Raw genomic sequence first — 21759 nt, 5'->3', positions numbered from 1 at the left:
TTTTGGGTTAACTTGCGAAACCGAATGGTTGCAAATATATCTGCAACCATTCGGTTTCGCAAGTTTTTTCGAAAAGAAAATTAGCTGGCTTGTCGGTTTGGAGGTACCTTAAGTATGAGACTGACTCGCTGAGTACCTCCCCTATAGCCTGAAAGCCTTGGCGTCTAAGAAGGAGCGTTTTAAGCGACCGCTTTTTTAATCGCTGTCCAATCTGATCAGTAGCTTACGCTTTAGTTGCGCTGGTTTCGTGGATTAACCAGCTTAGTTTGCAGGTAATGCCTGCCTTAGCATCTTTTTAGAGCGAATTAAGCCGCCTGCTTTGAAATACGTTCGGGCCTGATCTGGTTCGCCACGCATTGATGAGCGCCACCGTGTTTTGCTCAACCGGTTGGCTCGAATCAATTTCAAAGTCGTACCGGCTAAAGGAGTGAACCCTCGCCCAATCGCGTTGGGCATCCCCAACCCGCCGGTCACCTCGTGCTTGCTCGCGTCGCTCCAATTCGGGTAAAGGACAATGAACGCCCACAAAGAAAACCTCAAAAGGCGCAAGCAACGCCGTGAGTTGGTCGAGCTCCTGCTGGGTTTCAAGGATATAATCAATTACTAGATTATTGCCGGCGAAAGCCAGAGCAGGTAAACAGTTGAAGTATCCTTCCAGCCATTGAACCCGTAATGGAGCCCAGGTATGTGATTGTCTCCGGATAAAGTGTTTAGGTAGAATATCAGATTCAAACAAAAACAAGTCGAAAGAGAAGCGCAGAAAAGGTTCATCGAGCTGTTGCTGTAGGGCTTTGGCGAGGGTAGATTTTCCGGCGCTGGAGGCACCATTAAGCAATATAATCTTTCCATAGTGGGGTTGCTTTATCATATACAGGCGGTAGTTAATGTCAAACGTCCAGGTAGTGTTTATGCCCCAAAATGCTCTAAATAAGGAATAAATCTATAAAATTCCTGTCATCTGGTTTTGGCAAGCGTATTTTGAAAATAGATTAAAAGAGTCAAATTTTACTTTTCTTAATGTAGTCGCATTAGTACTCTTATGGTAAGCGATTATTCCAAGCTCAGCCACTATATACAAGCAATGAAAACGGGCCGGATTGTCTTTTGGAAGGGGGAGAAAAAAGAACAATATCATATTAATGGAATATCCATACATTGAATCTCCAAGAACGAGTAAAGGACTGTCAAGCAGTTTTAAGGTTAGCATACCGTTTGGTTATACATTGGGATTCGGCCTTTACAACTGAATCATTTGTTTAGAGGTCTTCTTATTAAACATATATACCAATGAAGTACTTTGTCATCTTTTTGATCCTTTTCATAGGTAAAAAATTACCTACTTCATACGGGCAAGTACTTCTTGAAACCAACAATAAAAATCACTACGATGATTTAAGCGCTAAGAAGGAGATCACGCGCTTATACCGAAAACTAAAAGCTGGCTACGCCTTTGATAAACTCGCTCAAGCCTACTCTCAAGATTACGGTTCCTATACAGTTGGGGGAAACTTAGGCTGGCAAAAGCCCAATCAGTTTGTGGCTAATTTTGGCCTGATGATTAATCGATTGCATAAGTCGGAATTGTCAAAGCCCTTCAAAACGGAGTTTGGCTATCACATTGTCCAACTATTAGATCAGAAAGACGGAGAGGTCTTGACCAGACACATTCTATTAAAAATAAAGAGCTAATCATGTTCAGGTCAGTATAAGCTAGGTGGCTGTTGCAAAAGTCTCAGTACTGCCTGCTCCGGCAACTACTGGGCCAAAATACGAGTAATTTTTGGCCATAGAATAGCAGCCAGGACGGTTCAATTAAGCGACTGACCGACTTCTACAACAGCTACCTACTATATGTTAAGTACTACAATATGTAAGACAAAAACAAGCGCTGTCTTACAGCGGTAAGACAGAAGGCGGGGTCAATAAATGGACGTTATTATAGGCAATCCAGATAAGTCATGTTTTAGAAAAAGCCCTTATTAATAAGCAGTTATATAAAGCGTCTATCTATTGCGGGCTGAGAGCCAACAGGCTAAGGCGCGGCTTGTCGAACGTAGCCTGTTACTCTTCGTCGGTCAACGATTTACCAGTAATCATGTAGTACAAGTCCGACTCGGATAGTTTAGAGAAAGATCCTGTTGTGCCCTGATGCACCGGTGCGACCTGATAGAAGGGATTTTCGGTCGACACGGTCGGCTGCTTCTGGATGGCGTACGTCCGCACCCGGTCAGGGCCGATGGTTAAATCAACCTCGAACAACAGGGGATCTTCCGCGATAATGGTCAAGCGGCTCACGTACGCATCGGTGTTAGACATGACAGGCGTCTGCTCTCGATAAGCCGTTGACAGGTAGCGAAGGATTGGGCTTTGATTTTCCATGGTGGGACCAATATACACAGTAAAGTCTTGGGTGGCTAGCAAACAAAGGATCTGAATCTAAAACCTAGTGGGTTTATAACGAAGTCAAATGAGAGCCTGGTGGATGGCTCCTTATGAAAACCTGGTTACCTTAAGAACCCATAAAACTTATTTCTACATGGGTACACGCTAGTTTTTAGGGGGAGTTCCAATAACTTAGCCGATAAGAATACGATCCGCTTTTCTACTAAGCCAACTTGTTGACTACTCATGACGGAAACACAGATGTTGATTAACCAAACCGCTGATGCCTACCAATGGATTAATAAGCTGGTTGAGACCGTGCCCTTTGAGAAGTGGAAAATTATTCCTCCAACAGTCGAGTCCAGTATTGACTGGCAACTTGGGCATTTGATTATCAGTCAGTATTTTCATTCTATTCTGGTCATTCGGGGCCACCAAATGGATATACTTCAGCAGCTTCCCATCCGCGAGTACAGTGACTTGTTTACCCAATCCGAGCCTTCCCAGTCAGTAGGTAAAGTAGCTTCAGCTAAGTTATTGGCGGATTTACGGGTCATGCAGCAAAAGTCGTTGGCTGTTCTGACGACGCTGCAAGTTTGGGAGCTGGATCATAGGCTAGAACCTACTCCTACTGCTCATCCAATCGCCACTACAAAACGGGAGGCTATTGACTGGAATATTAAGCACACCATGTACCACTGCGGACAAATTGGACTCATCAAGCGCGTAGTAGATAAGCGCCATGATTTCGGCCTTAGAGTAGCGAAATGACCTGCTGTGGCCTTGTATTCTTACTTTTAGTCTCTTTCAGGAACTTAATGGCGCTAAGGTCATACAGACCAGCTTCAATGAATTTGAGCGTCACTTGGCCGAAACGTTGAAAAAGGCAGGATACGACCAGGCGGACATCGATGAAAAGCCTAAGTCTGAACTCATTGCTTTCGCCAGAGACTGGGTCCAAGGCGCACAGGAAACCAAATAAATCAGTTGATCTGCGCTCTAAGAATTTACCACAGGCTAAGTTGGCAATTCCTAAGCAAGCTTCACCATGCGTTGAACAGGTACGATGGTTCATCTCAGTAGTGCAGCCTTCAGGCAGAAAATAAAAGCAGGATGTTTAGAGGGACGAATGGACATAAAGCGGTAGAATCAATGTAAGCATCATGTTCAAAAAACCTGATCTACTAATATGGCAGCTTTTAAATAGCTTTGTTAAAAAGCCGTTACAATGTTGCCAACATTTATAGACTATCTTCATCAAAAAGGGAAGCTGACGCCGGAAGAACTGGAATTGATTGCAAATGCCGCGGTACAGAAAAGGGTTCGGAAAAATCAATACCTGCTAGAAGAAGGGGAGGTAAGTAATTTTGTCGGGTTTGTCGTTAAAGCGGCTATAATGGCTATCCCTGAGATCAGCATTATTTTTTTCATAGTATGATTTTTTAATGATATCAAAGGTAAGCTGACCGTTTAGGGGCGGGGAGGACATTTGATAAAATATCAATGTGACAATTATCAATAATTTTAAAGCTGTATTCAGGGCCCAAAATATTAATGCGTGATAACCTCTCTAGAAAAGAAATAAAAGAAAAGATTAAAGCTAAAAATCAAGATGTGCTCAAAGATTATGGATGGCTTCAATATTCATCTAAGGGGCGTCATAAACCAATGTAACCGTTTCCGCTCAGCTCATCTCAATGCGTCAATCCGTTTCGTATCACTGTACAGAATCATACGGCACGGTCCGCCTTCTCACTTCACTTTATTCCTTTAATGTCTCACAAAAATGCTCCTTTATAAGACGCATAATCATTCATGCACCTGAACCATAATAGGAGCATTTTTTGAAACACTGCTTATCTGGATTGTCTAGAAAAACGTCTAACTACACATCAATTCTAGCTACTCTCAATCTAAAATTATTAGCTTACTAATTAACATCTATGTGTTAGCCGTGCACCTGAGTTTACGATAGCGGACGAACCATATCCCTTTACGTGTAACTACTCACTCATCTGTTGATGTAGAAGTAAATCATTCACTATTTGTAAGTATTGATGGGCAATGCTTGGAACTACCGCTCGCGAGTTCATGGCTTAAGTTCTTTAGTTTATTGCCTTCCCTGCTTTTGAGCATTCACTAGTAATGCCTAGGGCATCAAGTCGATACCAGATCTCACTCGTTCCTTCAGATAGTCCAACGAACAAATTCTGCCTTGAGAAAAACCCATCAAACTAGCCTGGGCGTCATTGTTAATCAAATTCTAGGCTTGCATGTAGGGCACCGGGTCGCTGGCTATTCTTACGTCTAACTCGTACCACCGACAATGCCCGGCCCACTGTGCTGGGCATTTTTGTTTTGTAACGGCCGATCTATCGATGCGCAACCCCTCTATTATCTAGTTGTTGAGTATGAATAGTATGATTAGTCATACATTGCTTCAAACTTGCTCAAACTTCCTAATCTGCCTTTTTATGAATTTTATCCGCAGAGCAGGGGAGTGTCAGAAAACACGTCTTGAAAAAAGGGGTATGGGGGCACCGCTGAACCTTAAACATCCAAGTAAAGACGAAAATTAAAAAGTGCCTTTATGCGCTGATCCAAGTTAATTGAGTTAACTAACGTCCCCCGGATAGGGACTGATTCGGGTGGGTTTAAAGCGACCGTAGTACGCATGAAAAAGCCCCTGATGACCAGTGGGGCTTTATTAGTATTTTGAGTCTTTACAACTGATCGCCACTTAGATTTCTAGCAAATATGAAGCCAGAGGTAACTATATTGTCGCAAAGTAAATGCTGCTTGATTGGTTTTCTCGAAGCGTAAAATACATTTCAGCATAGGCATGCTAAACAACTGTCCGCTAGAAGTAACTCCTTAAGGTATCCGTTTTACACACATCCTTCTTCGATTGCAAGACGTCTAATACAGACGTGACAGAGGGGTGTAGGCTTGTCATACTAGCGAATTGCTAAGTTTCGAATGGCATCATAGATGTATACTCCAGAATGGCCAATGGAGCCAGCGCACTTATCTCCAAGATATACGACAAGGTAGGAAGATGTATTGAACGTTAGTTAATAGACTTGGGTGACGACTTGTAACTACTTTCTTAAGTCAAACTCGTTTGAATGGACTATAGTGCTCGTCCATCGACTTGAGCCTCATCGTCTTCGCCATTTGAGAACCCATTACCTGGTGTTGAATCTGGATCACTAATTATGGATGCATTAATTTGAGCTCGATTAAGCCAGAAACCAGGCAATGTGACTCGAACTTGAAAAGACGTACGATAAATGGACGCAGCAGGAATCGACTCTACTGTCGTTACTAAAGAGTGGCCATTCGCTGTCCATTCGCCTAAACTTACTGGTTCGAACCCATCAGGTAACAAGTTCTCTACTTGTATCCCCTCAGCCGTTCGGCCCCCGGCGTTAGCAATGGACAATGTGTACGTGATAACGGTTCCCACTATAGGAGTGCGGCTACTAACTTCTATTTGTAGACTTAAGTCGGCTTGTTTCACATTCATCAATGCCGGATCAGGATTAGTCGCGACGCCTGGTAAAGACCGCTGGTTTGGATTTGGCGACTCGAAAACACGGTCACCAGTTAGCGGGGCATCAACGCGCAGATCGATAGTTCTGGCATCGTCCTCCCCATCCGCCGTTCCCGAATTAGGACGACTGTCGGGATCGGGTGAGGTAGCTGTGGTAACTTGTGCTGACAACCGAAATAATCCAGCACTCGTTGGCTGAACTAAAAAAGTAAAGGTCGTATCGCTCAGAGGAGCTAGTTGGCTTACTGTTCCTGTTAATACATTGTCCCTGTATGGATGGCCAAGACTATCAACAAACTGAATATTAGCGGGTAGTCGACAGGTCCAGCGGGACAGGGCAGCCGAACGATCACTCTGGTTATTGACTCGTAATTGAATACTGGCTAAGTCATTTATTCCCAGCACTCGTTTGTTACTGGTCAGCGAAAGGCTTAAATCAGCGGGTAACTGGGGAAGGGTATCTTTTAAGAGAATGATCGACGTAAAGGGTTTTAGAATAACGTAATTCCGATAGCGCTGCCCCTTTACATCACTGTAGAGACCCGCTAGCGTGACAAGGCTGTCTTTTAGCGTTGGATTATAGATTAGTTTAATAAAATCGTCTGGATTATTCTGAATGGGCACGTCTTCCTGCAAACGGACATTATCCAGCCAAAAAGGTGGCCCTTCTCCATCAATCTGAAACAGAACAACTGCGTTAGAATCACTATCGGAGACCGTAAAGGGCAACTCATAACTCTTCCGGCTAGGGGATAGGGCTACAGAATATCGTCGGTCATACTCTTTAAAGGGAGCTCCATACTGGCGCAGGTAAACTAGTATCGTCACATCAACTGTGGCTACCGCATCAAAACGGAGCACATAAGTTTTACCCTTCGTCAAAGCAACCTGTTTAACAATCTGGGCATAGGAGTTGCCTTGACCAGAAGGGGTAGGGAAAGATACCTTTAAACTACCGCCATCAAGGTTGCCGGTCATATCCTGGCTAACTTCAGCATTTCCGTAACGACTGTAAATCAGAAACCAATCATCAATAATTGAATCGAAGGTGCTATTAATGCGATTTGTACCACCAGCTCCTTCATTCTTATAGGGTTTGAAAGTAAGGGGGCTACCTAAGGAATGCAGGTCGAGTCCTCGGGAAAAATGCTTCCATCCATCTAATGAATATTTAGCTCCCTGCGTACTATTGATTATACCCAATATAATGGCTTCTTGATCAAATGGGCGGGCGTAATAATTAGAATCAATCTGGCCGAACTGATTTATATCATCTATAGTTGATAGAAACTGACCGACCGATTGTGAAGCTAGTTTACTAAAAAAAATGTTGCGCTTGATGACATCATTTCGAACCGGGCATGTGTTGTTCCAGATTACTAACTGACAGTTTCCGTTATTAAATACTGTATTATCAATACAAGTAATCTTACTAGAGTTATGTAGAAAAATACCCCACTGCAAATTATTAAAGACCGTATTATTGCGAAGCTCCACATTCTCCACGCAGCCATCTAAAAAGATACCGTTCGCTCCTAGATAGTCCTCTCGTACGTTACCCTCTTGAGCTCCAATCCCGTTGTAGATCATATTGGAAACAATATGAATGTTTGTCATGGGCTTTTTTTCGTTTTCATTGAATACGTATATGCCTCCCCCATCACTCTTTGTCATGCAGTAATTGGCAATGATATTTCGCTGAATCGTCGTATTATTCCAAAAAGAAATGCCACTATATCCCACGCTGTCGATACGATTGTTCTCTATCAGAACATCTAGATTCGCATTTGATTGCAATGCGTTGTAATTGCCGTCCCCCCCTTTGCCACGGCCTGGAATGATACCAATTCGCTGCAACCGATTATTTCGAATTGTAACATTTTGTAAAGCATCCAGCCAGACCCCATTGTTGTTAATGTCGACAATTGTATTGTTCTCAATGAGAATATTACTGCCCGACCCTGTCAGTATGAGGCCATCTTCACCAGCATTGGTAATATCTGAATCAGTCAGAGTAAAATTTGATACGTTTGTCGTGTATATTGCTTGCTTCCCGGACTGTGTAATATGAAGGTGGCGCAAGGCAATGTTTGAACAGTTAGCCAGATCAATGTTCCGGTTCTGAACGGCTGCGTTTATGGTCTGCGTATTAGGATTAATTTGGTTACTAAATAAGTAAATAGTTTTCATCGAAGGAGTATAAGCCCATTCGCCCGGCCTGTTCAGTGTTGCCGGGTGATTCTGAATAAAGTAGCCAGATCCATCGGCTGGAGGATAATTTGAATTGTAGATCAAATTAAGGGCATCTCCATTCTGGTGGTCGATAAGGGCTCGGTCAAGTATCCATTGCCTGCTTCGCATAACCACTTCGCCACCTTTCCAGTCAATGGTATCTGGCAGGTGCTCCTGACTAAATATTTGATATTTCTCGGTATGAGCGCGGATGGTTAGATATCCTTTATTGGGGGAGTCAATATCTGGGTAACGACCTAAAGGTAAAGGAATACCATTCTGATAAAGACCTGTTACGGCGCTACCACAAGCTGAACAGAACGCTTTGTAGATGCCACCTCCTACATCTGTCCATCCGCTTAGTGGTACTGATCCGGTTAACACGGGTTTAGGTCCGCTACCATAGGCATCAACGGTAATGGGTAAGCTGGAAGAGCCTGATTGACGAATAGTCAACGTTCCCAGGAAAGTATCCCCTCGGCGAAATAATAGCTGGTCTCCAGGCTTTAAAGGGAGACTATTAATTTTATTCAGCGTCTGAAAAGGGGAGGTGATGGATCGCCCCGTATTATTATCACTACCATTACTGGCTACATAATAAGTAGTCTGAGCAAGACTGGCTGATACCGTTACACCTAGAAGGAAAGTTAGCAATATAGGAGTTACGCATCTCCTACGGATGTACTGATATATTAGCACGATTATTTAGTAAATAGGCACAAGAACACACGCCACTTACGAAAGCGATTTGTCTTTCTGCCAAGTCATTAACGTTGAGTGATTGAGGTCGTTGATATCAAATAGTTAACCTGATTACCAGGCTAAATCAAGAGACTTAAACGAGAAGACAAAAGTATTCATTTATCTACTTATTAGCATATATATAAATTTTTATAGTATCTAAACGCTAACTGTATAATGAGAGCCTTAGGTCTCCTTATAAACTTATAATATCAATTATTACTTCAATTGCTCGTTGAACGACTTGTGATAAATTCGATAGTAAATCATACCCCGTCTGCCTCTCTACCTCATCAACACTGACTCGGTAACCTCATCACGGCTGTTCTCCTACAGTATTGGTGTTCGGCATCCAGACTGTAATAACCCGCTTCTGAGCGCTTATTCGGTTTAAATCATCCGATCCTACCGGCAATACTACAATCACCTTCCAGAGAGCAGCAGGAGCGGCCAGTTTGCCATTGACAAGGATGCTAGTTTTGCCATTATCACCCTCACCACCTTTGCCAGATGTTCCTGCAATGATGTATAACTCATTGCCCTCAGCAACTAATGTTCTGCAGTATTCTTACAACCTTAGCCACGACTGCCGGTTAAGCTGTGGTGCCTGAGGCACAATGTTGGTCAGAATAAAAGTAGTCATGTTCTCCTCGGCCGTACTGTCCCGATCATCCGACGGGCAGAGGTATCCACGACGGTCGGCCGTTGCCGTCAAAGCCAGTGTTGGTATGATCAGCATGCCGGGCCTGATACCAGGTAGCTGGTAACGATTGATCAGGAATAAAGTTGCCAGTATAGCGCTTAGCTGATCCCTTCCAAGCGGCACTGAGGTGCCAGCTGCACCAATTGGCAATGCCAGTGGATTGATTGAGGAAAGCGAATAGGTGGGGCGGGTAATAAGGTAAGCATTCGGACTGGACTCTGATGCCTTGGCTCCATCAGGGTTGCCCATCGCCATGTTGTCATCACGAGTTGGGGCTGAATTGGCTGGTACAGGTACACTGGGCTGCTTACATTGATCGAGTGAGAGGATTAAAAGAACGCTGATGAAGAGTCAAAGGAAATGCCTCGGATTACCTAGTGGATTTAACATTGGGTGAAAGCAGTGGTGAAAGTGATAAAAGTGGAATGCCCAATAATTACTTTTTTTAATAGCAAGATGGTAGAGCTATATATGGACCCTACAATTACCAATCAGAAAATAGAAATTGCTACGGTCCTAGAATCGATTATTTGCCGATAGAATAATTTTTAAAGCGTACAGCCAATTCCTGGATTCTACTATCTACCATAAAATAGTCTGTAAACAGCTTAGAGCAATCTAACAAATGTTGTACCTAGGGTTGTACCTAAGCCTCGCTATACAAGAAAAAAGCCGACCAGCATTTACGCTAATCGGCTAATCTTCATGGGCTTATGGGTGAGCGGGAAATGGGGTTCGAACCCACGGCCTGCAGCTTGGGAAGCTGCCGCTCTACCAACTGAGCTACTCCCGCGTCGATTGGTAAAACAAAGGTGTGGGATTAAATTTAAAATGTCAAGTTCTAGATAGTCAGATAGTTGTTAACAGGGCTTCGATCTGCGTATGAGCAAAAGCTAGTTGCTCGTTTGTGGTACAATACGGGGGCATTAGGTATAATACATTGCCTAATGGACGCATTAGAACACCCCGATCGAGCAGGAAATTATAGGCGGTATCGCGAATGTTGTTGAAATAGGAGGTCTGTTCACCAACGTTCAAATCGAAGGCAAGCAACGTGCCATGCTGGCGGATGTTGTCGACAGAGGCATACGTCGCTAGCCGTCCAGCAAAATCGGTATGGCTTTGGGTTATACGCTGGATGTTGGCCTGAGTTTCGGGTAGGAGAAGCAGGTCCATGCTGGCGAGTGCGGCTGTGCAGGCTAGCGGGTTCGCTGTAAACGAGTGCCCATGAAAGAGCGTCTTGTGCTTGTCTGTAGACAAAAAAGCGTCGTAAATATGAGCTGCACAGGCCGTAATGCCCAATGCCATGGTTCCACCAGTCAGTCCTTTCGATAAACACATCAGATCTGGCTTTTCGTCCAAATGGTTTGATGCGAATAGCCTGCCCGTCCGGCCGAAACCGGTCATTACTTCGTCGGCAATGATGAGTGCGCCTTTGTTCCGGGCCAGCTTTATCAATTTATCCAGCACGCCAGGCTCATACATGACCATGCCGCCCGCACCCTGAACGAGTGGTTCGGCAATAAACGCAGCTACTTCGTTAGTAAACAGGGCTTCAGCTTGTTGCAAAACAACCGCTTCCTGCCCCGGTACCGGCACGGGTAAATAATCGACATCGAACAGGAAGGGAACAAAGGGCGCGGTGAAAGCACTGCGTCCGCCAACCGCCATGGCGCCGAAGGTATCACCGTGATAGGCATTTTCGAAGGCCACGATCTTTTTACGAGGCATGCCTAAATTATGCCAGTACTGGAATGCCATTTTTAACGCCACTTCTACCGCCGTAGACCCATTGTCTGAATAAAATACCTTCGACTGGTTTGGAGGAAGAATAGCCAGAAGTCGCTCGGCTAACTCAACGGCGGGCTGGTGAGTGAAACCGGCGAAAATTACATGTTCGAGAATCTGGAGTTGTTCAGCTACACGTTTGGCAATGTGCGGATGGGCGTGTCCATGAATATTCACCCACCAGGAGGAAATCATATCCAGGTATTCACGGCCATCAGCACCGTAGAGTAGGGAGCCGCTGCCCCGAACAATCGGAATCGGCAACGGGGCGGTTTGCATTTGTGTGAACGGATGCCAGATTACAGCCTGATCACGTTCGGATAGGTCATTCATTAACGGCTAATTCTTGTGAAAAATAGATGAGTAGGTTTTACCACAGAGGCACGGAGAGCACAGAGGACAAAGTTAGGAGTTTACCCCTCGGTGCTCTCCGTGCCTCTGTGGTAAAGATTTAGCGCAGTTGACTTATTTGTTTTAGTTGGAAAGAAACGTTTCACAGGCCCCATTTTCCCTGCGCTTTCATTACTTGTTCGATTACATCCCGCACCGCCCCCCGGCCCCCGGCATTGGGCGATACATATTGACAAACCGCCTGAACTTCAGTAACGGCGTCGGCGGGGCAGGTACTTAAAACGGCGGGCCGGTTCAGGATTGGGTAGTCGGGCAGGTCGTCGCCCATGTAGAGGATTTCCGATTCGTTCAGGCCATCGCGGGCAATGTAACCCAGGTAAGCATTCATTTTCTGATCGGAAGGGCCGCCCATAAAAATGTCTTTAACATTCATAGAGGTCAACCAGCTACGGAGCCCATCGGCATTGGCCGCCGAGATGATGCCCACCCGAAAACCGGCTTTCAGCGCTTGTTCAATGGCGTATGTGTCGCGGATGAAAACAGTCCGGAACCGCTCACCGGACGCTAGCAGTGAAACACCACCATCGGTCAGTACGCCATCGATGTCAAAAATAAAGGTCTTGATTTGGCTGAATTGGTCTTGGTGTCGAGTCATGCTGCAAGTTTAGTGAAAACCGCCCGACAGTTGTGTATTTTTGTCAGATGACAACACACAAGCCCGTTCTAAACGAGGGTGCTCCGGCTGGATGGCCCCCGGCTGGATGGCCCCCGGCGTTTTTGGCCCAAATGCAGGCACAGTTGGGCGCGGAATTCACCGAGTTTGCCGCAGCCTTGGGCCAGCCGACGCCTGTAAGTATTCGCATGAATCCACGGAAGGCGGCTGATCCGGGCTACGACACAACGAATCTGGTACCGGTACCCTGGTGTCCGCAAGGCTTTTACCTGCCTGAGCGGCCAAGTTTTACGCTCGATCCGTTGTTTCAGGCAGGCGCTTATTATGTCCAGGAAGCGTCTTCGATGCTGTTATATGAGGCATTGCGGCAAACCGTTAACCTCGACCGCCCCCTGCGTGTGCTGGATTTATGCGCGGCTCCCGGCGGAAAAAGTACGTTGCTGGCGTCGGCGCTGCACCCCGATAGTTTGCTGATTTGTAACGAAGTGATCCGCAGTCGGGTGTCGGTGCTGCGCGAAAATATGGATAAATGGGGCTACCCAAATGTGGTGATCAGTAACCATGATCCGGAAGATATGCCCAATCTGGCTGGCTTTTTCGACGTCGTGCTGGTCGATGCGCCCTGTTCTGGAGAGGGACTTTTCCGGAAAGATCCCGATGCCATGCAGGAGTGGTCGGAAGCGAGTGTCGACTTATGCTCGGCCCGGCAAAAACGGATTCTGGCTGCGGCTGCACCCTTGCTGGATACCAACGGTGTGTTGATTTACAGCACCTGTACCTATAATGAGACCGAAAATGCCGAGAACGTTCGCTACCTGACCGAACATGGTTTTCGGAACCGGCCACTGGTACTTCCTGCCGAGTGGAACGTAGTCGAGAAACAAGCGGGCGATCCCGAAACGGGCGATGCCGTTGGTTACCAGTGCTATCCGCACCGGGTTCGGGGCGAAGGATTCTTTATTAGTGTTTTCAAGAAAACATCATTCACGGCGGTAGTCAAACTGGATGCCCGTACCTTCCGCACCATCCGGGCACTGCGTCCGCGCGAAACGGCATCGGCCGCGAAATGGCTCGAGAATCCAGCCGATTTTTCGTTCTGGGAGAAACCCAATGGTGATGTGATGGCGTTGCCGAAAGCGCTTGAAAAAACGTTTCTGTTTCTGGATAGCGCCTTAAAAAGTAAAGGATTCGGGCTGGAGATGGGCCAGTTTAAGGGACAGGATTTTATTCCGTCGCATGCGCTGGCGCTTAGTACGGCGGTCAATCAACATCTGCCTGGTCTGGAACTGAGTAAGGAAGATGCGCTGCGGTACTTTAAGAAAGAAAATCTGGTCTTTAATGAGCCCGTTAAAGGCTGGCTGTTAGCCCGTTATCAGGGTATGAATCTGGGTTGGGTAAAAGGCGTTGGCACGCGCGTTAATAATTACCTGCCCAAAGACTGGCGGATCAGAATGGATATAAAAGAATATGTATGAAACGGTTTTTCCTGATTTCGGGTCTGTTAGTGGCTGTTCTTGTTGTCGGGTATCTGCTTGGCCCAACGGCCCATTTGGACAGTATAAAAGAAGAAAACGTGACGCTCGATCCTAGTCTGGTAAAACTGGAGCAGAGTATTGCTGAGTCAGAGCGAAAGGCCAATTTACGCCCGGATAACGAAGCTCGCATCGTGTGGGCCGATAGCCTGCATAAAGTCAAAACGCCGTATAGCATCGTATATATACCGGGTTTTTCGGCAAGCTGGGCCGAGGGCGACCCCATTCATAAGCAGATCGCGGCTCATTTTGGCTGTAATATGTACCTTGCTCGTACGGCCGAACACGGCGTGAACTCACCCGACGCTTTACAGAAATTAACCCCATCAACGTATGCCGCTTCGGCTGAGCGTGCCCTGGCGATAGGAAAATCATTAGGCGATAACGTCATTGTGATGGGCACTTCGGCCGGGGGGATGCTTGCGCTTTACCTGGCCGCTCATCATCCCGAAATCGATGGGTTGATCTTGTATTCGCCCTGCATTGCAACAGCGAATCCGGCGCTCAAACTTGTCACTGGCCCCTGGGGAAAACAAATTCTGGATCAGGTTTTTCAGGGCGAACACGTTGTCAATACGCATTATAACGGTGGGCGTGCCCGGTATTGGCTGCCGCAGTATCATACCAACGGGCTAATTACGCTGCAAACGATGCTCGATCAGTTCATGACGCCCGAGCAGTTTCAAAAAGTGAAACAGCCAGTTTTTATGGCGTACTATTATAAGGATGAAGATCATCAGGACAAAGTCGTATCGGTGCCTGCTATGCTGGCGATGTATGACGAACTGGGAACATTGGCTGATAAAAAACAAAAAATGGCCTTTCCAAACGCGGGTGAACACGTGATTGCCTCGCACTTTACATCCCATGATGTGAAGGGTGTTTATGACGCCACGGAAAAATTCATGGCGACTGTTTTAAAATTACCAACGGCACCAGTATCGACACCGACGCTTGCCCTTGGCGAAAAAAAATAACCTAACTTTGACACAATTAAGGAATGGTAAGTTTTGGCTGGCGAAGGCGCCAGCCCGGCGAAACGCTAGCTAAGTCATTATTTATCATTCATCATTCATCATTAAAGACACATGGCTTACGGATTACTAAAGGGAAAGCGTGGCATCATATCCGGTGCCTTAGATGAAAAATCAATCGCCTGGAAAGTCGCGTTGAAAGCGAAAGAAGAAGGCGCTACGTTTACGCTGACCAACGCACCAATTGCGATGCGTATGGGAGCTATCAAACAACTAGCTGAACAGTGTGACGCCGAAATCATTCCGGCGGACGCAACTTCAGTGGAGGATCTTGAAAATCTGTTCACAAAGTCAACCGAGGTATTAGGGGGTAAAGTCGATTTTGTGTTGCACAGCATCGGCATGAGCCCAAACATCCGTAAAGGAAAAGCCTATACCGATCTTAACTACGACTGGTTCAAGCAGAGCATTGATATTTCGGCGTTGTCATTCCATAAAATGATGCAGACGGCCTATAAACTGGATGCGATCAATGAGTGGGGTTCCGTGGTTGCGCTGACCTATATGGCGGCCCAACGGACGTTTCCTTTCTACACGGATATGGCCGATGCGAAGGCCGTTCTGGAATCCATTGCCCGTAGCTTTGGCTATCGGTATGGCAAGTCGCACAAAGTTCGGGTGAATACCATTTCGCAATCGCCAACGCCAACCACGGCTGGCGGAGGCATTGGTGGGTTCGACAAATTTTATGATTTTGCCGATAAAACGGCCCCGCTGGGTAATGCCACGGCCGACCAGTGTGCCGATTATTGCATTACGATGTTTTCTGACCTGACCCGCATGGTTACGATGCAGAACCTGTACCACGATGGTGGTTTCTCTATGACCGGAATTTCGGAGGAGGTTATGGCATTGGTTACGAAAGAATAAATAAGGAGAAACAAAAAGAAAAGCGGGACAAGGACGATGCTCATGCAACTCCTTATTCCCGCTTTTCTTTTTGTTTATATCGTTAAAAGTTAATTTCCTGTGACAGGTATGTTGCCTGCTCATCACCGTTGATGCGAACGGTAGCCTTGAGTGGCGTTGCCTTCCAGTCAATGGTAATCAGACCATAGTTAAGCTCGGAGACAATGGGCCCAACCCGATAGCGGTTCGGTTCTTCGTGCGGAGCAGACACGTGGGTAAGGCCACTGCTGGTTATGTCAAACAGGTCATACGATAGGCCGGGTACACGAATTTTGGAAACCTCTGCCATGTGCCGGTCACCACTGATAAAAAGAGCCCCTTTGGGTTTCGTTTTAGCCAGCAAATTGAGCAGCCGCTGGCGAGCCGTAGGGAAATTGGCCCATTTCTCATAGACGTGTTCTTCGGGGAGAACCTGAATGCCACTGCCAATAATATGCACATCCGCATCCGACTTGGTAAGCTGCTGCTCCAGCCATGTCCACTGGGTTTTCCCCAGTATATCGCCGGATGGGTCCGGAACGTTGGCTTTGCCGTCTTTTTTCAACGGGTCACGAAAGTAACGTCCATCCAGCAAGATCACTTTTACTCGCTGACCTTTCGGTCCGTATGTATGGACGGAATAAGCACCCTCCTGCGTACGGGATGAGTTGGTGGCTGGCACGTCCAGAAAATCCAGCATTAGTTGCTGACTTTCTTTCCGGCGCGGGTATTCTTTGCCACCATCATTAACGCCATAATCATGATCGTCCCACACGCCAATGATGGCTGTTGACTGGCGTAGTTGCTGATAGACCGGATTGGCTTTCTGCCAGGCATATTTCGTACGCAATGTGTCCATGCTTTCCGAATCGCCGTAAATGTTATCGCCGAGCCAAATCCAGACATCCGGCTTTTGCGCGACAATATCATCCCACAGCGGCTGAGGTCGTTTCTGGTCGCTACACGAGCCGAAGGCGATTTTAGTGACTGGCTTTTGTTTTTCTACTAAAGCGGTACTCGACTTTGGGGTGCGGCACCCGGCCAGCGCCACACAGCCGAGCAGCCCAAAGGTGAAAAGTTTTTTCATTCGTATGCGGTTGGTTGGTCGCAAATGTAGACAAGACGGCTTGTTTAGCAGGCTACTTCAAGATTTGTTAACAATAGGAGTGGGGCTAGCTTTCCCAACTTCGGACAATCCGGCTGCCATTCTCGGTCGATTCAGCCCGAATAAAGTTGTCGACCTCCTGCTGTAATTCCTCAACGTGCGAGATAATGCCCACTACCCGGTTTTCGGAACGGAGGGCTTTCAACGTTTTAAAGACCGTTTGCAGCGAATCTTTGTCGAGCGTACCGAAACCTTCATCCAGGAAAAATAGATTCTGCTTGGCTTTTGTCAGATGTTGAATGTTATCCGACAACGCCAGCGCCAGGGATAAAGCCGCCTGAAAGGTCTGGCCACCCGACAGGGTTTTTACGCTTCGCACTTCACCGCTGTTGAGGTAATCACGAACCAGGAAGTTGTTCTTTTCGTCCAGTTCCAGCCTCAATTGATTATTGGTCAGCTTGAAGAAGCGCTCGTTTGCCGATTCACAAAGATTTTTCAGGTAGACCGACGAGACGTAGTTTACAAACCCTTGTGCCCTGAACATTTCATCCATTTTCTTTAAATCGGCTCGACGCAGGTCAAGTTCGTCATGGCGTTTCTGGTATTCGAGCTTTTGTTGCCATTGCTTTTCGAGCGATGCCAGAACGTTGGTGGCGCGGCCATGCTCTTTATTGAGCGCATCTTTTTCGGTCTGCAACGCTCGCAACTGCCCCTGAACCGTGGATAGTGCGACCGGGTCAAACGGATGCTCGGCTAATTCGATCTCCAGGGTGTTGACCTGTTGTTGCAGACCACTCCGTTTCTCCTTGTAGTCGTTCAACTGCTGTCTTTCCTGATTGATATTCAAGCCTGACTGTAAAATCTGCTTCACCTGTTCACGAGCCAGGTCATGGGCGTTTAGGTTCTGGGCGATGGTTGACTCTAATGCCTGCAGCTCTAACCCAATTTCATGTTGCTGATTTTGTAGTTGCTGAATCTGCTCCTCGACCGTGGCTAATTCTTTCTCCGCTTCCCCTTTCTCCCGCGACGTATCATCGAAATGGATTTTTGCCTGATCGTAAACGTTGCTCAACGATTCGCGCAAGTCCGCAATCTGGTCCAGTCGCCAATCCTTCACTTCGTCCAGCCGAAAATGCACCAGCGATTCAGCGGCTGTTTTAAGCTGACCGTTAATACCGGCAATGGCATTGTTCGCATCAACAACCTTTCCGGCTAGTTCGGTCTGCGTAACGGTCATCTCGTCAATGCGCTTCTCGAGATTACGGACGGCTTGCTGCGCATCTTGTATCTGTTTTTGTGCATCACTTTCCTTTCTGATCGCGTCGACAACCTGACCTTCCTGCTCTTTCGAAAACTCCGGCCACACAAAACCATCTTCGTGCTCCGTCAATTGTCGGACGACTTCAGTGCGTTCTTCAACGAGTCGCTTCCCGTTTTCCAGTTCGCTACGGAGTTTTGTAGCGAGTTCTTTTATTGTTAACTGAAGCGTTGAGGTCGCTTCAATCCGTTGCTCTACTTTTTCTAAAGCCGCTTCGCTTCGTTTTACGTCAACCGTATCCGCGTCACCGCGATGCCGGTTTGGGTGGTGTTCTGCGCCACACAAAGGACAAGGCATGCCTTCTGTCAGCGCATCCGCATATTTACGCAACTCATCCTGGACCAGCAATTGGCGGTGTTTCAGTTCTCGCTCAGATCGAATCTCTTTAAACTTCGCTAAAGCTTCTTCAATATAGCTGGGCAATGTTTTAAGGGTCAACGCTGCCCATTCGGGTGGAAAACCAATTAACACATCGTTTTTTTTCTGCTTTAACTGCTCAATGGTCAAATCGTACTTATCGACGGCAACCTGAAGATCGTCGGCTTGTTTTCGTAAAGGCTTGTAGGCCGTAAACCAGTTTTTTACTTTGTATAAACGTTCCAGATCAGACGTTCGCCCGAGTCCGTTGTCCAGCACACGTTGATGGTTGCTGCGCTCTTTTTTATGTTGGTCAATCTGATCTGTTTGCCGATCAAGCTGGCTCGAGAGGGCGTCCCGGTTACGTATTTGCTGACTGATCGATTGTTGTAGCGTGCGGATCTCCTGAACCGTATCTAACTCGTTAATCTTTTGTTGTAATTCGTCCCTGGTCTCGTAGGCCTGTTTGGCTGCGTCATATAAACTACGCAGGCCAATTAGCCGTCTGGTTACTGAATGAAGCTTTTGCTGGGCAACATCCTGGCTCTGCAATAGCTTGAATTGTCTGGCTATTAATTTATCCAGGTTTGAAAAGTCGGATTGAAAAACCAGCAGGCAGGTTTCGTACAAAGACAAATCCCGCTCACGTTGTTGGTACAGGGGCTCTTTAAGCAGAAGTTGGGTCAACTCCTGTTGCGTTGTGATGAGTGTCTGGTTCCGCTTCTGGTCGTCGAGTAAGCGTTTTTCTACAGGAACCAGCTCATTTATTTCGCTTTCTTTCTGAAGAAGAGCGTCAGAAATGGTAGCTATAGTACCGTTGGCCTGCTCAATTGCTTCCGGCGTAACCGCTTCTAGTGGAGAGAGAAGCCCACGAAGTTCGGCTAGCTGATCATCGTTTGCCTTACTTAATTTACTCACTCGAGCCGCCAAGTCGTACTGGTCAAGCTTGAAGAGTTGATTCATCATCTTCGTCCGCTCAACGGGACTAAGCTCCAGAAATTCCCTAAACTGGTTTTGCGGAATAATAATCGTCCGCTTGAAATTGTCATAATCGAGGCCTAATATCTGCTTCGACAACACGGCTACATCTTCTTTCTCGTTGCCAATCGGTTGCCACTCATTGTTCTCCCGAACAAACATTCGTCGCTCACCGGGTCCTATCTCGTGGTGTTTTTTGGGATGACGCTTAGCCTCGTAAACGAATTTGTATACCTGCTGATCGGCACCAGCCTGAAATTCGAAGTCGATCATGAGGTGCTTCGATTTCAGATTCATCATGTTGTACTGTCGGTTGTCCCGGCTATTCAACCGCTCGGTTTCGCCGTATAGTGCAAAACTGATTGCTTCCAGTAAGGACGTTTTGCCACTGCCAACCTTTCCGAAAATGCCAAATACACTCGAACCAATCAGTTGTTGGAAGTCAATCTCCTGTAGTTCCTGATAGGAATAAAGTCCCTGGATAGACAGTTTAATGGGGATCATTCAGGTTCGGTTGCTAAAATCTCTCGGAACAAATGCTGAAGCCGCTCGTTTGGCTCCTGCCCTTTGTTCTTATTCTTAAAATAACTTGTGAACAGCGTTTCCATACTTTGCGTAAGGTCGATGGCTGGAGTTGCTTCTTCCACCGTCTCCTCGATATCTCGTACATCCGGAATAATTGTCACCAGCGACTCATGCGCCTGTTGCAGTTGCCGACGTTCATCACTCGTCAGAAACGTAGGTGTTTGCAGCGTTATTTCAGCATAGCAGTTCGGGTTCTCTTTCAACCAGTCAACGGCTTCGTCAACTCGTTTGAATTTAGGGCGTAACAGCCGTTTTCCGGCTACCAACGGAATTGGCGTCACGGTTACCGCCTGACCCGGTTCAGCATCAACCAGAACAACGTATTTCTGCTGATCAGCTTCGGCAAAACTATAGGCCAATGGGCTACTACTGTAAACGACCGGACAAGGCCCGCCAGCTATTTGCTGAAACCGGTGTAAATGCCCGAGTGCCGTATATTGAATCGGGGGCGGAATCATGTCGGTATAAACAACGGATGCGCCCCCAACCTGCAAAATACTCCGCTCATCGTCCGATTCCTCTGGCTGCTCTCCCCCACGTTTCATAACAAACAAATGCGCCATCAGCAAGTTGACGCCCTGTTCATTCATGTACGTATCTGCCAGAGCCATCCAATGTGCGCCTAAATGGTGTCGGATTTCCTCGTCGAGGCTAATCATGCCGAGGTATGACCGAAGCCGGGTCTCATTGGCATAAGGCGTCATAATGATACGAACAGGCGCATCATGACGAGGAAGTTTCAGTTCAATGAACCCTGGGGCCGAACACAACAGTTTTGCCTCACAGCTCAATTCATAGGAACGTACTTCTGTTTTCGGAAAGCCTACGAAAATAATACCGCACTCCCGCCCAAAATGGTCCTGTGCTTCAATCCGGTCTGGGTTGTCATGATTTCCTGCAATGGCCACTACTGTCCGCCGACCGTTGTCTGTCAACTCTTTCAGCGTACTATATAGTAAGTCTTCCGCTTTGGGATCAGGATTAAATGTATCAAACAGGTCACCTGCTACCAGAACTAAATCTACATCCTCGGAATTGGCTACCTGTATGATCTCCGCCAAAACATCTCGTTGCTCCTGAAGACGCTGAAAATCCTGCAGTCGCTTCCCCAAATGCCAGTCTGCGGTATGTAATATTTTCATTAGATGACAAATTGTACCGGATGAATTGATACAAAAGGAAGATGCAATATAACTGATAGTGCCCGCATAATGGGTAAAAAAGCGGCCTAAACGAGTTTTCACTTCATTTGCGCTGAAGCAACTGAGATGTACGAAAAAAGTTTTCAATTATTTTATACAGTAACTAATTGATTTTTCGAGCCTTACCAAATACTGATTGGCGAGTCGCCTTTTATTTTTGGGATGGGCCTTGACAACGGGGAAAAAGAGGCCTACCTTTGCACTCCCAAACATCGGGAATGAGTCGAAAACAGAAGCGAAAGCTGTTGATAATCAACTCATTACGTGCAACCCGCTGAAAATCAATTGCAAAATTTATTTTCAGATTTACTTGACAAACTGATTTACGTCTCGT

At 46.6% G+C, this 21759-nt stretch carries 15 protein-coding genes, 1 tRNA gene and 1 pseudogene; 6 read left to right on the top strand and 11 right to left on the bottom strand.

Annotation, left to right across the window (positions count from 1 at the left end; all coding sequences use genetic code 11):
* Positions 1–295: 295 nt before the first annotated feature.
* The gene (locus SD10_RS23530; RefSeq protein ID WP_046577246.1) at positions 296–868 is read right to left on the bottom strand and encodes a chloramphenicol phosphotransferase CPT family protein; all 573 of its coding nucleotides are present in this window, start codon (positions 866–868) and stop codon (positions 296–298) included.
* A gap of 419 nt (positions 869–1287) precedes the next feature.
* Between SD10_RS23530 and SD10_RS23520 the strand changes: the two genes are divergently transcribed.
* Positions 1288–1689, top strand: coding sequence for a peptidylprolyl isomerase (locus SD10_RS23520; RefSeq protein ID WP_046577243.1), 402 nt, complete (start codon positions 1288–1290; stop codon positions 1687–1689).
* A 372-nt stretch (positions 1690–2061) separates the two neighbouring features.
* Here the strand turns inward: SD10_RS23520 and SD10_RS23515 are convergent, their stop codons facing one another.
* Positions 2062–2379 carry a hypothetical protein gene (locus SD10_RS23515; RefSeq protein WP_046577241.1) on the bottom strand — a complete coding sequence of 106 codons (318 nt, stop codon included), beginning with the start codon at positions 2377–2379 and terminating at the stop codon, positions 2062–2064.
* Positions 2380–2628: 249 nt separating this feature from the next.
* Between SD10_RS23515 and SD10_RS23510 the strand changes: the two genes are divergently transcribed.
* On the top strand, positions 2629–3153 hold the full coding sequence (locus SD10_RS23510) for a DinB family protein (RefSeq protein ID WP_046577239.1): 525 nt from the start codon (positions 2629–2631) through the stop codon (positions 3151–3153).
* Here SD10_RS23510 and SD10_RS29525 read toward each other — a convergent pair.
* On the bottom strand, positions 3137–3457 hold the full coding sequence (locus tag SD10_RS29525; protein WP_148562497.1) for a hypothetical protein: 321 nt from the start codon (positions 3455–3457) through the stop codon (positions 3137–3139). The genes SD10_RS23510 and SD10_RS29525 overlap by 17 nt on opposite strands.
* A 153-nt stretch (positions 3458–3610) precedes the next feature.
* Between SD10_RS29525 and SD10_RS23505 the strand changes: the two genes are divergently transcribed.
* Positions 3611–3820: a hypothetical protein gene (locus SD10_RS23505; RefSeq protein WP_046577237.1), complete on the top strand. Its 210-nt coding sequence runs from the start codon at positions 3611–3613 to the stop codon at positions 3818–3820.
* Positions 3821–5515: 1695 nt separating this feature from the next.
* On the opposite strand, the gene SD10_RS23500 is transcribed toward SD10_RS23505, so the two are convergent.
* From SD10_RS23500 to SD10_RS23480, 5 genes and pseudogenes are all read right to left on the bottom strand, one after another.
* Positions 5516–8824, bottom strand: coding sequence for a right-handed parallel beta-helix repeat-containing protein (locus tag SD10_RS23500; protein ID WP_052731276.1), 3309 nt, complete (start codon positions 8822–8824; stop codon positions 5516–5518).
* Between the two features lie 403 nt (positions 8825–9227).
* Positions 9228–9863 (bottom strand): annotated as a pseudogene (locus SD10_RS30555) (DNA/RNA non-specific endonuclease).
* Between the two features lie 471 nt (positions 9864–10334).
* Positions 10335–10407, bottom strand: a tRNA-Gly gene (locus SD10_RS23490).
* A 56-nt stretch (positions 10408–10463) separates the two neighbouring features.
* Positions 10464–11735, bottom strand: a complete 1272-nt coding sequence (bioA, locus tag SD10_RS23485; RefSeq protein WP_046577232.1) for an adenosylmethionine--8-amino-7-oxononanoate transaminase — start codon at positions 11733–11735, stop codon at positions 10464–10466.
* A gap of 160 nt (positions 11736–11895) precedes the next feature.
* Positions 11896–12408, bottom strand: a complete 513-nt coding sequence (locus tag SD10_RS23480) for a KdsC family phosphatase (RefSeq protein ID WP_046577230.1) — start codon at positions 12406–12408, stop codon at positions 11896–11898.
* A 47-nt stretch (positions 12409–12455) separates the two neighbouring features.
* On the opposite strand from SD10_RS23480, the gene SD10_RS23475 reads away from it, so the two are divergent.
* The 3 genes from SD10_RS23475 (at position 12456) to SD10_RS23465 (ending at position 15862) form a co-directional block, all read left to right on the top strand.
* Positions 12456–13901 carry a methyltransferase RsmF C-terminal domain-like protein gene (locus SD10_RS23475; RefSeq protein WP_046577228.1) on the top strand — a complete coding sequence of 482 codons (1446 nt, stop codon included), beginning with the start codon at positions 12456–12458 and terminating at the stop codon, positions 13899–13901.
* A complete protein-coding gene (locus SD10_RS23470) occupies positions 13898–14935 on the top strand; it encodes an alpha/beta hydrolase (protein WP_046577227.1) in 1038 nt (345 codons plus the stop codon). The genes SD10_RS23475 and SD10_RS23470 overlap by 4 nt, the downstream gene beginning before the upstream one ends.
* Positions 14936–15046: 111 nt before the next feature.
* A complete protein-coding gene (locus tag SD10_RS23465; RefSeq protein ID WP_046577226.1) occupies positions 15047–15862 on the top strand; it encodes an enoyl-ACP reductase FabI in 816 nt (271 codons plus the stop codon).
* Positions 15863–15944: 82 nt separating this feature from the next.
* On the opposite strand, the gene SD10_RS23460 is transcribed toward SD10_RS23465, so the two are convergent.
* The 3 genes from SD10_RS23460 to SD10_RS23450 all read right to left on the bottom strand — a co-directional run bounded on the left by SD10_RS23460 (position 15945) and on the right by SD10_RS23450 (position 21365).
* Positions 15945–16967 carry an alkaline phosphatase D family protein gene (locus tag SD10_RS23460; protein WP_046577223.1) on the bottom strand — a complete coding sequence of 341 codons (1023 nt, stop codon included), beginning with the start codon at positions 16965–16967 and terminating at the stop codon, positions 15945–15947.
* An 85-nt stretch (positions 16968–17052) separates the two neighbouring features.
* Positions 17053–20142, bottom strand: a complete 3090-nt coding sequence (locus SD10_RS23455; RefSeq protein ID WP_046577221.1) for an AAA family ATPase — start codon at positions 20140–20142, stop codon at positions 17053–17055.
* On the bottom strand, positions 20139–21365 hold the full coding sequence (locus tag SD10_RS23450; protein WP_046577219.1) for a metallophosphoesterase family protein: 1227 nt from the start codon (positions 21363–21365) through the stop codon (positions 20139–20141). Before SD10_RS23450 ends, SD10_RS23455 begins: the two co-directional genes overlap by 4 nt.
* Between the last annotated feature and the right edge of the window lie 394 nt (positions 21366–21759).

Origin of the sequence: Spirosoma radiotolerans, assembly GCF_000974425.1 — a bacterium.
GTDB lineage: Bacteria > Bacteroidota > Bacteroidia > Cytophagales > Spirosomataceae > Spirosoma > Spirosoma radiotolerans.
Note: the sequence above shows the minus strand (reverse complement) of the source record. Positions and strands in the feature narration are given on the sequence as shown.